At 69.1% G+C, this 13742-nt stretch carries 11 protein-coding genes; 4 read left to right on the forward strand and 7 right to left on the reverse strand.

Features of this window, described 5'->3' with window-relative positions:
- Positions 1-78: 78 nt before the first annotated feature.
- The 6 genes from Y704_RS0110245 to Y704_RS0110270 form a co-directional block, all read right to left on the reverse strand.
- Positions 79-930 (reverse strand): pullulanase X25 domain-containing protein, encoded by an 852-nt coding sequence (locus Y704_RS0110245; RefSeq protein ID WP_155850320.1) that lies wholly within the window; start codon positions 928-930, stop codon positions 79-81.
- A gap of 251 nt (positions 931-1181) precedes the next feature.
- Complete coding sequence (locus Y704_RS0110250; protein WP_026550058.1) at positions 1182-2021, reverse strand: class I SAM-dependent methyltransferase; 840 nt, start codon at positions 2019-2021, stop codon at positions 1182-1184.
- A 258-nt stretch (positions 2022-2279) separates the two neighbouring features.
- Positions 2280-3926: an ATP-binding protein gene (locus Y704_RS20390; RefSeq protein ID WP_253904288.1), complete on the reverse strand. Its 1647-nt coding sequence runs from the start codon at positions 3924-3926 to the stop codon at positions 2280-2282.
- 187 nt (positions 3927-4113) lie between these two features.
- A complete protein-coding gene (locus tag Y704_RS0110260) occupies positions 4114-4824 on the reverse strand; it encodes a GntR family transcriptional regulator (protein WP_162149398.1) in 711 nt (236 codons plus the stop codon).
- A 29-nt stretch (positions 4825-4853) separates the two neighbouring features.
- The gene (locus tag Y704_RS0110265) at positions 4854-5798 is read right to left on the reverse strand and encodes a hydroxymethylglutaryl-CoA lyase (RefSeq protein ID WP_026550060.1); all 945 of its coding nucleotides are present in this window, start codon (positions 5796-5798) and stop codon (positions 4854-4856) included.
- Positions 5795-7009 carry a CaiB/BaiF CoA transferase family protein gene (locus tag Y704_RS0110270; RefSeq protein ID WP_026550061.1) on the reverse strand — a complete coding sequence of 405 codons (1215 nt, stop codon included), beginning with the start codon at positions 7007-7009 and terminating at the stop codon, positions 5795-5797. Before Y704_RS0110270 ends, Y704_RS0110265 begins: the two co-directional genes overlap by 4 nt.
- 362 nt (positions 7010-7371) lie before the next feature.
- Between Y704_RS0110270 and Y704_RS20395 the strand changes: the two genes are divergently transcribed.
- Genes Y704_RS20395 through Y704_RS20400 form a run of 3 tightly spaced genes read left to right on the forward strand, consistent with a single transcriptional unit; the run spans position 7372 to position 11990 of the window.
- On the forward strand, positions 7372-9474 hold the full coding sequence (locus Y704_RS20395) for a hydantoinase/oxoprolinase family protein (RefSeq protein WP_051476917.1): 2103 nt from the start codon (positions 7372-7374) through the stop codon (positions 9472-9474).
- 3 nt (positions 9475-9477) lie between these two features.
- Positions 9478-11349, forward strand: coding sequence for a hydantoinase B/oxoprolinase family protein (locus Y704_RS0110280; protein ID WP_026550062.1), 1872 nt, complete (start codon positions 9478-9480; stop codon positions 11347-11349).
- A 5-nt stretch (positions 11350-11354) separates the two neighbouring features.
- A complete protein-coding gene (locus tag Y704_RS20400; RefSeq protein WP_035772329.1) occupies positions 11355-11990 on the forward strand; it encodes an isochorismatase family protein in 636 nt (211 codons plus the stop codon).
- Positions 11991-12020: 30 nt separating this feature from the next.
- Here Y704_RS20400 and Y704_RS20405 read toward each other — a convergent pair whose 3' ends face one another.
- On the reverse strand, positions 12021-12779 hold the full coding sequence (locus tag Y704_RS20405; protein WP_051476918.1) for a matrixin family metalloprotease: 759 nt from the start codon (positions 12777-12779) through the stop codon (positions 12021-12023).
- Positions 12780-13115: 336 nt separating this feature from the next.
- On the opposite strand from Y704_RS20405, the gene Y704_RS20410 reads away from it, so the two are divergent.
- Positions 13116-13595, forward strand: coding sequence for a DoxX family protein (locus tag Y704_RS20410; protein WP_051476919.1), 480 nt, complete (start codon positions 13116-13118; stop codon positions 13593-13595).
- Positions 13596-13742: the final 147 nt, after the last annotated feature.

Raw genomic sequence — 13742 nt, forward strand, 5'->3', positions numbered from 1 at the left:
CCGGCCGCTGGACAGGGCGGCAGGGCGGCCGGGTGGGCCGCCGTGCGCCCCGTGGAGAGGGCGGGCGGACAGCGCATCCTAGGCGGTTTCGACGTCCTTCGTGGCGAAATTGAAGCGGAACGTGACGGCGGCGTCGGAGAGCAGACGCAGCTCGTGGTTGGCGCCGTCGCGAACGCCGAAGGCTCCGTAGTTCTCGTCCCAGGAACCGTTGACCACGATCTTGTACTGGTAGGTACCGGCAGGCAGCTGCAGGGTCTGCTTCCACACGTTCTCAACGGCGTCGTAGGAAAGCTGCAGCCCATGGAGGTTCGTGGTCCAGTGCCCGGCTTCGCCGAAGAGGGGATTGAAATCGCCGGCAAGGGCGACGGACTGCGGCTGGTCCTGCCATGCGCCGTCCACGTCCGCGACGTCGGACAATGACTCGTCCGGCGCCGCAACACCCGAAGCGAGCATGTCCGATGCGGCGGCCTCGACCAGCGCCGGCTGCACCGGGCTGGCGGCGTGAGCGTCGCCGGCATCGCCCTCAGCGGCGTCAGCCTCGCCCTCGGCGCCGTCTGCAGCGGCAGCGTCGACGGCGGAAGCGCCCTCGGCGCCGTCGAACGCCGGATCCTGGGCCTCCTGGACCAGCAATTCCTCATTCAACGGCAGTGGCGCCTGCTGTGCGTGCGCAGCCGCGAAGTCAGCTGCCTCCTGGGGTGCCGACTCGGGCACGGGATTGCCGCTGACCATGGCGTCTGCGAAGGCGTCGGCGTCGGGGAAGGCAGCGAGCGCACGCACGCCCTCCCCGGTTGCCGTCCATCCGCTGCGCTCCTTGACGAGCCAGCCGGCCTTGACGAGCTTCGACGTCGCCGTCGTCAGCTGCTTGTATCCGCGGGGAACGGCGCTCGAGAGGAGCTCGGCTTCCGGGGCGTCGAACGGAACCTTCGCCACCGCCTGGGCCATCAGCTCGCTCGGAGCGACGGTCGTTCCGGACGCCTGGTGGCCTGCCAGCAGGTCAAGGACGGTACGCAGTCGGACGTTGGTGCGGTTCCGGGGGCTAATGACGATCTCCTTCGTGGGGGTGCGGGCAGCGCTTCCGATTTTATCGGATCAATCAGCCGACGGCGCCGGCCTCCGCCGGATGACTGCCACCACCGCGTGGGCGGCAGCCGGACGACGGACGGAGGGCCCCGGACACCGCCTCAGTTACGCCGCGCCGTGACGAGGAGGTACTCCCAGTCCACGGTGGCGCCATCGTTGCCGGCGCTGAATTCCCCGACGAGGGCGAGGAGGTCGGCGTCGAGCGACTCCGCCCGCTCCGGCGTCGCCGCAAGCGACTTGTACACCGCGATCGTCGGTCCGTAATTGGTCTTGAAGTACGAGAGGAAGTCGCCGGGCTCCGTGAAGCGGTCGATCCGCACCGTCCTCCGCTCGGTCTCGAACTCGTGCACCTGTCCCTCGAACAACGATTCCACGTGCTCACGGCGTCCCCACAGCGGGGGCGGCTGCGCACCGGGAGGAGGCGGCGGAGCGTAGGGCTTCATGGTGGCGAACATCCGTCCGATGAACCCCTCCGGAGTCCAGTTGATCAGGCCGATCCTCCCTCCCGGGCGGCACACCCGCGCCAGTTCGTTGGCGGTCAGCTGGTGGTGCGGGGCGAACATCACGCCCACACAGGACATCACGACGTCGAATGCTCCACTTCCGAAGGGCAGCGCTTCGGCGTCGGCAACGGCCCAGTCAAGAGTCACGCCGCGGCTCTCGGCGATGCGCTTGCCGGAGTCGAGGAGCTCGGGCGTCAGATCGGACGCCGTCACGGTCGCTCCCGTCTCGGCTGCTGGAATGGCAGCGTTGCCGGTGCCGGCCGCGACGTCGAGAACGCGGTGGGTACCATTGACGCCGCACTGCCGGACCAGCACCTGTCCAAGGCTGGGAATGAGCTCGGTGGCGATGGCGGTGTAGTTGCCCTGCGCCCACATGGTGCGGTGCTTGGCCTTCAATGCCTGGTCGGTGTCGGAGGTGATGGCTGTTGTGTCGGTCACGGTTCCGTCCTCGGTGCTAGGTGAAGTGATGTGGTGCGGGGATGTGGTGCGGTGGGCCGGGTGCGACGGCGGCCCTCGGGTTCGGCGAACAGGTCCAGTGTCGACGCGTGCCGTGTGCGCGGGCGTGTGATGCGTCCGCACTCTGTCGAAGAATGTTCGGACGAGCGTTCCAGCTGATGGCTCCTGAAAAGCGTCACGAATGAGCGTCACGAATGAGCGCCACGGATGAGCGTCACGGACGCGCGTCACCGATGCGCGCTACAGCTGGCGGCGCCGCACGAGGTGCTCGGTCAGCAGGGGATTGCTGATCCGCCCCGCGAGGAGCGGGATCGCCGTCGCCGCGGCTGCGTCCCCGAGGACTGCGCGGAATGAGTACGCACGGACCGTCAGCTCGTCGTGGCCGTAGCGGCTGGAGAGCTCACCCAACTCCTCCGCATAGCGGGCGGCACGGCGCGGTTCCGCGGGAAGGGAGAGGGTGCAGGCGAGGTCGAGGTTCCGGCCGCGGAACCAGCGGTACCAGAGGTCGGGCCGGAGGCCGCGGGCAATCCACGTTCGGGCGCCGGCATCATCGCCCCGCGTCCTGAGCACCTGCGCCTTCGCATGGGCGGCGGCATCCAGATAGCACCGGTCGCCGAACGATTCGGCCAGGGCGGTGGCGTGGTCTGCGAGGTCCTCCGCCTCCTGCGGTTCGCCCGCGGCGAGATGCACTTCGCTCCGCAGCGATTCGACGAACGGCCGGAACGCCGTCCAGTGCTCAGTGCCGACGAGGTGGAGCGACCGGTCCAGCTCCGATGCTGCGGCCGGATTGTCGCCGGTCAGGAGGTGGACGCGGCCGAGCATGGCGCGGGCGAAGGCTTCCTGGCGAGCGCCCTGCATCGCGGCAGCGAGCCGCACCGATTCGTTCAGCGCCTCGAGTGCGGCCGGGTAGTCGGCGGTGTCGGTGGCCAGCATGCCGCGGACGCCCAGGGCCTTGGCCGTCTCACCCGCCAACCCCGCCAACCCCGCCGCCGCCGTCGTCGCCTGTTCGAGCCAGCGGAGCCCGCTGGCGGGAAAGCCGCGCTGCACCGCGAGGAATCCGAGTTCCCGGTAGGCCGCGGACCGGACGGCGGGATTGCCGTTGCGCGAGAGCGACAGGACGCGATGCAGGAGGTCCGCGACCTCGGCTCCGCGTCCGCCTGCGCCGTGGATAAGGGCTCCCGCGAGCGCGAGCTGGGCCTCGGCCTGCAGATCCGGGTTTCCGGTCCGCTCCGCCAGCCCGCCTGCCACCCGCAGGTGCGAGAGAGCCGGAGAGATCGCTCCGGCCGAGAGGCAGGCGTCGGCGGCTTCCAGGTACGACCTCACGGCGAGGGGGGTGGCGGGCAGCGCACTCGCCCGGGTGTCGGGCGCCGCAAGCGCCTGCTGGACTTCCGCCGGGAGCCCCGCGCCGAACTGCTCCTCGAAGATGCGCTGGCAGGTACCCGCGTGCAGGCGCGCTCCCGCGCGGTCCCCCGACGCGACGAGGGAGCGGACGAGGAGTGCGTGGAAGTCGGCATTGAGGGCGTCGAGGGCCACCGCCTGGCCGGCGAGCCGCACGGCGGTGTCGCCCTCCGCAAGGGCCGCCAGTCCGTCCTCATAGGCGAGGGTCTCGACGAAATGGCGGAGGCGGTGGCGCTCGACGGTCAGCCAGATGTCGAAGCCGGGACAGTCGGTGAAGCCCAGTCCGTCGAGGAGTTCGGCATGGAGAGGCGGGGCAGTGGCGGCGTGCAATGGATCGGAGGTGTCGGCGTCGTACTCCGACGACGGCGGCAGGCACACGGTCAGCGGATCGCCCTCGATTCGGACCCCGGGTCCAAGGGTGCGCCGCAGGTCCGAGAGGTGCCAGCGGAGGGAGCGGATCGTCGGCGTCGGGAAAGAGCATGGCGGCAAGATGGCTGCGGGGCGTCGGGGTGCGGTGCAGCAGGAGGTAGGCGAGCAGGCCCCACGCCTTGCGACCGCGCGGTTGCTTGCCTCCTGCCACCGGATGCTCGATGAAGGGAGGCCCGAGGAGGTGGATGCTCAACCCGGCCATGGTCAACTGTAGAGCGGGGTGGTGTGGCTGTGCAGGCCGCGGCAGCTACCGCGTCGAGGGATTGGCCCCCGCCGCATTGCGCGCCGCAAGGATGTGCGTGCGCATCACCGCTTCGGCCCACTCGCCGTCCCGCGCTTCCGCGGCTGCCACGAGCTCCGCATGGTGCTGCATGGAGCGCCGGATCGCCTCCCGGCTGTACTTGCGGAAGGTGTGGGCAACGACGGCGGGGCGCATCACCGCCTGCAGCGCGATGGCGAAATGCCGGTTCCCGCACCGCTCCATGAAGATGCCGTGAAATTCGGAGTTGAGCGTACTCAGCTCGTCCATGTCACCGCCGGCCTCCACAATGGCTTCCATTCGCCCGGACAGCGAGGCGAGCTGCTCGACGTCGTCGTCCGTCAGGTTCGGCACCGACAGTAGGGCGGCGTGCGGCTCGAAGCCGGCCCGCACGTCATACAGCCCGGCCACGTCCTCGGGCGAGAAGGACACCACCTGCGCACCCTTGTTTCGGCTCAGCTCCACGAGTCCCTCGGCGGCAAGCCGGTTCAGTGCCTCCCGGATGGGCGTCCGGCTCACTCCGATCCGCTGGGCCAGGATCGCCTCACGCAGCCACGAACCGGCCGGCAACTCACCCGAGGAAATCATCGACCGCACCTGTGCGTAGGCGCTGTCATCACGCGCCGGGACATCGTGAACAGCAGAATCCGCAGGCGCGGGAGCGGCGTCGGGTGTGTCAGGTGCATGAGGTATTTCCACACTTTGTACCGTAGCCGTTCCCGCGCCCCTCAGGACGGCCACGTGGCCGCCGCCAGCGCCGAGCGCGTTCCCCCGCGCGACACGAACGACGACGACGCCCTCCCGGTCAGCTCGACGATCCTCCGGGAGGCCACCATGTACTTCTCGAGGTCGATACCCGTCTCGATGCCGAGCCCGTCGCACAGGTGGATGAGGTCCTCGAGGGCGGCATTGCCGAGGACCGACGGGTCGCCGGGAAACCAGAGATCCCCGCCCAGGCCCGCAAAGGACCCCTCGAGCCAGGAGGCCCCCGCCATCATGCAGGCCAGCGCGTTCGCCGGCGCAAAGCCGTTCCGGTTGTGGAGGTGAACGCCCACATCGAGGTCCGGGTGCAGGGACCGCACCTCCGCCACGCCGTCGTACATCTCAGCCGGGTGCTCCTCGCCCGACGTCGCCGCCAGGTACACGCCCCCGGCCCCGGCCGACACCGCGGCGTCGACCACGCGCAGCCGTTCGGCCCGCGTCACCGGGCCGCGGGCCGGCGCGAAGAACGCGCAGGCAACGGCCACCACGAGCCGTGTGCCCGACGACCCCGCCAGGGAACCGATCCGTGCCAGATCCGCGAGGATCTCGTCCACGGTCAGCCGCTGGTTCCGCAGGCTCATCTCCTCGTCGGCGGACACGACGACGACGAGCTCGTCCAGCCCGCAGTCCACCGCACGCTCGGCGCCCCGGAAATTCGGTGCGAGCCCGCGATACCTCACCCCGGGAACCCGCGGCACTGCGGCCATGACCTCCGCGGCGTCGGCCAGCTGAGGAAGGACCTTCGGGTGCGCGAAGCTCACCGCCTCGATCTCGCGGACACCGGCGTCGATCAGCAGGTGCACCAGCTCCACCTTGTCCCCGGTCGCTACCGGCGCAGGGACGGACTGCAGCCCGTCACGCAGCCCCACTTCCACGAGCCGCATCGAGGAGGGAAGGCCGGGGAGGCTCATGCCAACCCCCTTGCACGCAGGCCGGCGAGGGCGGCGTCGTCGACCCCCACCTCCGCAAGCACGGTGTCCGTGTGGGAACCGAGCGGCGGGCCGGGCCACCGCACGCTGCCCGTGGTGCGGCTCAGTTTCGGGAAGACGTTCTGCATGGAGACGGAGCCGAGCACGGGATGCTTCACCTCGGTGATCGATTCGCGCGCCAGGTACTGCGGGTCGGTGAGCATGTCCATCGGCCGGAAGATCTTGCCCGAGGGAACACCGTGCTCGCCGAGCCTCGCCTCCAGCGCATCGGCGTCCTGCGTGGAGGTGTAGTCGCCGATGAGCGCGTCGAGTTCGGCCTGACGCTCACCCCGCGCACCGTGCGTCGCGTACGCGGGAGCCGTCGCCAGGTCAGGACGCCCGATCGCCGTCGCCAACCGCCCGAACACCGTGTCCTGGTTCGCGGCGATGAGGATCCACTTGCCGTCCCTCGTGGGATACACGTTGCTGGGTGCCACATTCGGCAGGATGGCGCCGGTGCGCTCGCGCTGGTAACCGGAAATCTGCCACTCCGGCACCAGCGACTCCATCACGCCGAGCACCGCCTCGTAGATGGCCGAATCGACAATCTGACCGCGCCCGCTGACCTCGCGCTCGCGGACCGCGGCCAGCGCGCCGATGGTCGCGAACAGGGCGGCGAGCGTGTCGCCGATCGAGATGCCGACGCGCGACGGCGGCGTGGACGGATCACCCACCACGTACCGGAGCCCGCCCATCGCCTCGCCGATCGCACCATAACCGGCCCGCTGCGAATACGGCCCGTCCTGCCCGAAGCCCGACACCCGCACCATGATGAGCCCGGGGTTCTGCTCCTGCAGCACGTCATAGCCGAGGCCCCAGCGCTCCATGGTGCCGGGGCGGAAGTTCTCGATGACGATGTCCGCGGTACCGATGATCTTCCGCGCGAGATCCTGTGCCTCCGGTTCGCGCAGGTTGAGGGTCACCGAGCGCTTGTTCCGGCCCACGATCGACCACCACAGCGACTGCCCCTCGGGAAGCTGCCGGCCCCACTGGCGCAGCGGATCGCCCTTCTTCGGATCCTCGATCTTCACCACATCGGCGCCGAGGTCCCCGAGCATCTGCCCGCAGAACGGCCCGGCGAGGAGCTGACCCATCTCTACGACGCGCAGTCCCGCAAGGGGACCGGTGGGCGGCGCTTCACTGCTGACGGTCACGGGCGGGCCTCCATAAGTCGGCGGGAGAAGCGGGAGAAGGAGAGAAACAGGGATGAAAAGAGGGCGAAGAGGTCCAGCGAAACGCACCCTGTCACAGCAGTAACGTATACAACTTTGCAGAATGGCGGCGCCAGGTCAAGGAAAAGCGCACTCTTATTGGACGAGTTGTATGCAATCCATTGACACCGTTTTGTCCCGCCCCTACGCTGGCAACCAGTGAAGCTGGAAGGCCCGTTCCGCGTTCCATTTCACCTGCTGTAGGCACAACCCCACATTCCTGCGCGGCGCACCGTGCCCCCACCCTGTGCGCCGCGCAGCTCACCCCTACGCGGGCCACCCCGTGCAGCTCTTGAGGAGACCAGATGGCTTTTCGGCTCGGCGTAGATGTGGGCGGCACGTTCACCGACATCCTGCTCATCAATGAGGCGACGGGGGAGACCCACCGCTACAAGACCTCCTCCACTCCGGAGGACCAGTCCATCGGGGTGCTGCACGGCATCGAGCAGGCATGCAAGGCCGCAGGGGTACCGGTGTCGGAGGTCACCGAGGTACTTCATGGCACGACGGTCGCCACCAACGCCATCCTCGAGCAGAAGGGCGCCCGGGTCGGCCTCGTGACCACCAAGGGGTTCCGGCAGGTGCTGCAGATTGCCCGCTCCTTCGTTCCCGGCGGCCTGGCCGGCTGGATCATCTGGCCCAAGCCCGAGCCGCTCGCGGACCTCGAGCACACCGTCGAGGTGAACGAGCGCGTCACCACCACGGGCACCGTGCGCATCGAGCTCGACGACGACGACGTCCGCACCCAGCTCCGCAAGCTCGGAAAGCGCGGCATCGAGGCGCTGAGCATCAGCCTCATCAACTCCTACGCCAACGGCGACCACGAAGCCCGTATCGCCGAACTCGCCGCCGAGGAACTGCCCGGCATTCCCGTGTCCCGCTCCTCCATCGTGCTGCCCGAATTGCGCGAGTACGAGCGCACCATCACCACCGTGGCCAACGCGTACGTGCAGGGGCAGGTATCCCGCTATGTCGGTAGCCTCGAGGGCAAGTTGGCCGAGGCCGGCATCGAGGGCCACCTCTCCATCCTGAGGAGCGACGGCGGACTCGTCTCCGGCAAGGTGGCCGCCGACAACCCGGTGTCCCTGCTCCTCTCGGGCCCCGCGGGAGGCGTCACCGGGGCCGTCTGGGCCGCCGAGCAGGCCGGCTTCAAGGATCTGCTGACCTTCGATATGGGCGGCACCTCCACCGACGTCGCGCTGGTGCAGGACCTCACGCCGCGCATCGGCCGCGAAACCACCGTCGGCCACCTGACCGTCCGCGCCACCTCGGTGGACGTCCGCACCGTCGGTGCGGGTGGCGGCTCCATCGCCCACGTTCCACAGCTCACGCAGGCGCTGCGCGTGGGACCGCAGTCGGCGGGCGCGGTGCCCGGCCCGGCGTCGTACGGGAAGGGCGGTGCCGACCCCACCGTCACCGACGCCAACGTGGTGCTCGGCTACCTGCCCCCGCAGCTCGCGGGCGGCGAGATCGGGCTCGACGTCGAAGCGGCCGCCACCGCGGTGAAGACCATCGCGGAGGCCATCGGGCTCGACGGCACGGAGAGCGCGGCCGAGGGCATCATCGACATCGTCAACGAGAACATCTACGGCGCCCTGAAGCTCGTGTCCACGCAGCAGGGCTTCGACCCGCGGGACTTCGCCCTGGTGGCCTTCGGGGGAGCGGGGCCCCTGCACGCCAACGCGCTCGGCAGGCTGACCGGTGCCTGGCCGGTGATCATCCCGCCGTCGCCCGGCGTGCTGTGTGCGTACGGGGATGCGACCACGAGCCTGCGCGATGAATCCGCGCGCACCCTCGTGAGGCGCTTCAGCGAACTGGGTGATGACCAGGTGCGCAGCGTCTTCGAGGAACTCGCCGTCACCGCGAAGGAATCCCTCCTCGCGGCCGGGCTCAGCGAAGCCGATCTCACCGTCGGCTACACAGCGGACCTCCGATACCACGGGCAGGGCTTCGAGATTCCGATCCCCATCGACCTGGACACCTTCACCGACGACGGCGGCCTCCCCGGATTGCGGGGCGCCTTCGACCGTGAGCATGAGCGGCTCTTCGCGTTCCTCCTCGACAACGAGCACGAATTCGTCACCGCGCGGGCCACCGTGAGCGGGCCGCGCCCCGAAGTCGCCTCCGTCACGCTCGACGCCGGTGGGGAAGATCCCGCCGATGCCGCCCGGCGGAAGCATTCCATCTTCGTGGAGGGCAACCAGGTGGACGCGGTGATCTACGACCGGCACCTGCTCAGGGCAGGGAACGTCGTCGTCGGGCCCGCCGTGATCGCCGAGATGGACTCCACCACCCTCGTCCTGCCGGGCCACGCGGCCACGGTGCATGAGCACGGCAGCCTGCTCATCCGGCCGCTCGACACTCCCCCGATCTCCGCGACCGCTTCGTCCGCAACGACAGAGGACTGACCCATGGCACAGCTGATCGAGACCGCCACGTCCACCCTGAACGCGGTCGAGGTGGACGTGGTGACCCTCGACCTCATCGAGAACGCACTGCGCAGCGCCCGGTACGAGATGGACGAGACACTGTTCCGCACCGCGCTCTCCCCGGGCATCCGCGAGCAGCACGACGAGTTCCCGCTCATCGCCGACCCCGAGGGAAAGATGATCGTGGGCCAGTTCGGGCTCTCCATTCCGGACTTCCTCGAGAACTTTCACGGCACCATCGAGGAGGGCGACGTCCTGATGACGTCCGACCCGTACTCGTGCGGTGCGGCGATCAGTCACGCGAACGACTGGCTCGTGGTGATGCCCATCTTCTTCGGAGGCCGCATCGTGGGCTGGGCGTCGCAGTTCGGGCACATGACCGACGTCGGCGGCAAGACCCCGGCGTCCATGCCCACCGACGCGCGGACCATCTTCGAGGAGGGCGTGATCATTCCGCCGTTCAAGTTGTACCGGAAGGGCGAGCGGGATGAGACGGCGCTGGGCATCATCCTCAACCAGGTCCGCAAGCCGGACTGGAACCGGGCGGACCTCAACGGGATCGTCGCCGCATGCCGGACGGCGTCGCGCAGGGTGCAGGAGATGTGCGCGCGGTTCGGCGTGGACACCTACACCTCGGCGCTGAATGCGCTGCTGGACCGCAACTACCGCGCCATGAAGGTGCTGCTCGCGCTGGTGTTCGAGGAGGGCAAGCCGCTCTCCTTCACGGACTACATCGACGACGACGGCCGTGGCTACGGCCCGTACGAACTCACCATGACGATCACCCGCACCGGCGACAAGGTGCTGATCGACCTCACGGGCAGCAGCCCGCAGGCGCAGGGGCCCATCAACTACTACATCAACGAGAACCTCATCCGGATGTTCTTCGGCATCTACATGATCACCGTCGCGGACCCGCAGATCCTCTGGAACGACGGCTTCTATCCGCTGGTGGACGTGGAGATCCCCGAGAACTCGTTCTGGAAGCCCGCCTACCCGGCCGCACTGAATGGGCGCAACCACGGTATCGGCCGCCTGTTCGACCTCTTCGGAGGCCTGCTCGGCCAGGCGAACCCGGACCTGCTCAACGCCGCCGGCTTTTCGTCCTCGCCGCACTTCATGTACTCGGGGAACTACAGCGGTGGTGAGCGGAAGGGTGAATGGTTCCAGCTGTACTCGATCGGTTTCGGCGGCATCCCGGGGCGTCCCGTGGGCGACGGACCGGACGGTCATTCGCTGTGGCCCTCGTTCGTGAACATCCCGTGCGAGTACCTGGAGAGCTACTATCCCCTGATCATCGACCGCTGGGAGACCATCCCTGACACCGGAGGCGCCGGACTGCACCGTGGCGGAAACGGCGTGGACGTGGCGTACCGCTTCCTGGAGGCCGGCACGATCGCCATCCACGACGACCGCTGGCTCACCTACCCGTGGGGCGTGAAGGGCGGTGAGCCCGGAGCGCGCGGCACCAAGTGGATCGACAAGGCCGACGGCACCCGCGTGGTGCTCCCGTCCAAGGTGCACGACGTCGCCGTCGCACAGGATGACGTGCTCCACTTCGTCACCTGGGGCGGCGGTGGCTGGGGTGATCCGCTGGCCCGCGACCCTGAACTGGTGTGCAAGGAGGTGCGGCGCGGCCTGGTCACGCCCGCCGGCGCCCGGCCGTACGGGGTGGTGTGCGACGACGACGGCGACCTCGACGCCGCTGCAACGGACTCGCTGCGCGCTGAGCTGCGGTCCGGCCGCGAGGAACCGCTGCCGCTGTTCAACCGGGGCGATTCGATGGAGAACCTGCTGGCCAACAGCCTCGCCGAGACCGGGCTGCCGGCCCCGACGCCTCCGCTGGCGGTGTAGGAGGGGTGGCCGACCGGCTCTCCGACGTCTTTTCCGACGGGTTCGCCGGCACGCTGCCGCCGGGTACGCGACCGGCGGTCATCGCCGTCGACCTGATGCGGGCGTACTTCGACCCGTCCAGTCCGTTGTGTATGCCGTCGGCGGAGTGCCTCACCGGTGCCGCCGCAGTACTCGCCTCGGCGCGTGCTGCGGGGATGCCGGTGTTCCACACGGTGGTCCGCTTCGAGAACGAGGCCCACGGGGGAGTTTTCCTCCGGAAGGTGCCCGCTCTGCGGCTGCTCATCAGCCCTGCGCCGGGCGAGGTTCCGCCGATGGGGGAGCTGATGGCCGAGGTGGCGCCGGTGGCGGGCGAACCGGTTCTGGTGAAGCAGGGCGCCAGCGCCTTCTTCGGCACTGAGTTGGCGGCATTGCTGAACGAGGCCGACGTCGACACCGTTCTCATCGTGGGCGTGAGCACCAGCGGGTGTGTGCGGGCCACGGCGGTGGACGCCGTCCAGCACAACCTCATTCCTCTGGTGGTGAGCGACGCGGTGGGGGACCGGGACGAGGCGGTGCAGCGGGCCGCGCTGTATGACCTGCAGGCCAAGTACGCGGAGGTCGTGGACGGGAACTGGGTCGGTTCGCAATTCTTCCGGCGGTAGGCACAGCCCTGCCCGGCCCGCGTTCGCTCGCTAGAGCTCCGGCACGCACGGCCCTGTTCCCACGAGTGCCAGTCCGGCGCGGTCGCCGTCCTGGATCTCGTAGACCGGAGCGGTCGCGTGCATCAGCTGGTCCCGGTCCTCGATGTGGTCCAGGCCGACGACGTGACCGAGTTCGTGCATGATCAGGCCCTTCACCTCGTACCTCCCCTCCGGGCCCTCGAGCCACCCGGTCACATCCTCGGCGTCGAGCTTCACCTGACCCGTCACGTAGACGGCCGGCTCGCCCGGCACTTCGGCGTATTCACTGCTGGCGAGGGCCACCATGGAGCCTTCCAGTCCCGGCGTTTCCTCCTCGTTCGTCCAGGCGAACAGGACGGGCGCCCACCTCTCGCCGTACACCTCGGGCTGGTAGCTGTCCCGGTCCGGGCTCGGCCCCTCGGAGGTGGTGCCGTCGTTCACGAACTGGAGGCCGGTTGCCTCGGAGATCTCGGCCACCGCCGCCTCGATAAGGCCGTCGGTTCCGTCGGGCGCGTCCTCGGGCCGGACCACGTAGTGCACCGGACGGCACGGGTCGTAGGCGATGAAGTCCTGCGAGGGGTCGGGCGGCTCAATGAGCACGAACTCGTCCGAATACCCGACGTCCGGGGGGACGCCGAGGGGAGTGTCGCTGGCCCCGACGCCGGGGGGAGGCGCATCGGAGCTCGATGAGAAGGGCAGGGTGGGCGGAAAGTCGTCATTCTCGGACAGGAGGGACGGCAGATACAGAGCGGCGACGACGGCGACAACCACGGCTGTGCCCCACCGCAGCTTCCGCTTCGGGGACGGACGACGGGGTCTGGGCGGGCGGCTTCCCCCGAAGCGCGGCGGAGGCGGTTGCATGGTTCGTGCCCACTGCGGCTCCCGGCTCTGGGATTGCCGCGGGGCATGCGGAGGGGCAGGCGGGCCGTCCTTCCGTGCCCAGTCCCGATCCAATGCTCCCATTGACCTGATTCCCTAGTCGGCGTGATTTCCAGTGTGCGCTGACTCGGGATGACCCGGCAAGGTTCCTGCGTGGATCAGCGTTCCTTCGTCGGTTGCCCGGCCGCTTTCGGCCAGGCCCCAGCCGGCGATGTTAGGCTCCACCGGATGACTGCTCCTGGAAAGCACCCCTCCGATACAACATTGCCGGTGCGCACGGTTTCTCCGCTGCGCACGGCGGCCCGGATCCTGCTCGGCGGGGCTCTCCTCTTTGCGGGGACGGGTCATCTGACGTTCGCGCGCCAGGAGTTCACGGCGCAGGTGCCGGCGTGGTTACCGCTGAATGCGGACTTCGTGGTCCTCGCGTCAGGAGTCGTGGAGATCGGGCTCGGTGCGGCGCTGGTGTTCCTGCCGCGGCAGCAGGTACCCGTCGGGTGGCTCACAGCGGCGTTCTTCGTCGCAATCTTCCCGGGCAACGTCGCCCAGTACGTCGACGGTGTCAGCGGGTTCGGCCTGGATACCGACCGGGCGCGTCTGATCCGGTTGTTCTTCCAGCCGGTACTGGTGCTGTGGGCACTGTGGTCGACGGGAGCGTGGCGGGACCGGCGGAGCCTTGTTGACGGGCTGCGGCGCGGCGGGAAGCCGTAGCGGTCGTTGCGCTACGCGATCGACGCAGCCGCCTTCTGCCTCACGCCGGCTCGACCCTGGTAGACCGCGGGGGCGTCGCGGTGCTCCGAAGTGGGTCAGCCAGGCCGGCTCCTCGCCGGGATGGGGTAGCGCGAGCCGACCGGAGGA

The organism is Arthrobacter sp. Br18, assembly GCF_000520555.1.
In the GTDB taxonomy this organism is placed as follows: Bacteria; Actinomycetota; Actinomycetes; order Actinomycetales; family Micrococcaceae; genus Arthrobacter_D.

Coding starts and splice junctions, on each gene's coding strand:
- Y704_RS0110265 (WP_026550060.1), bottom strand. CDS start 5,798: ATGAGCCTCCCCGGCCTTCCCTCCTCGATGCGGCTCGTGGAAGTGGGG.
- Y704_RS20395 (WP_051476917.1), top strand. CDS start 7,372: ATGGCTTTTCGGCTCGGCGTAGATGTGGGCGGCACGTTCACCGACATC.
- Y704_RS0110280 (WP_026550062.1), top strand. CDS start 9,478: ATGGCACAGCTGATCGAGACCGCCACGTCCACCCTGAACGCGGTCGAG.
- Y704_RS20410 (WP_051476919.1), top strand. CDS start 13,116: ATGACTGCTCCTGGAAAGCACCCCTCCGATACAACATTGCCGGTGCGC.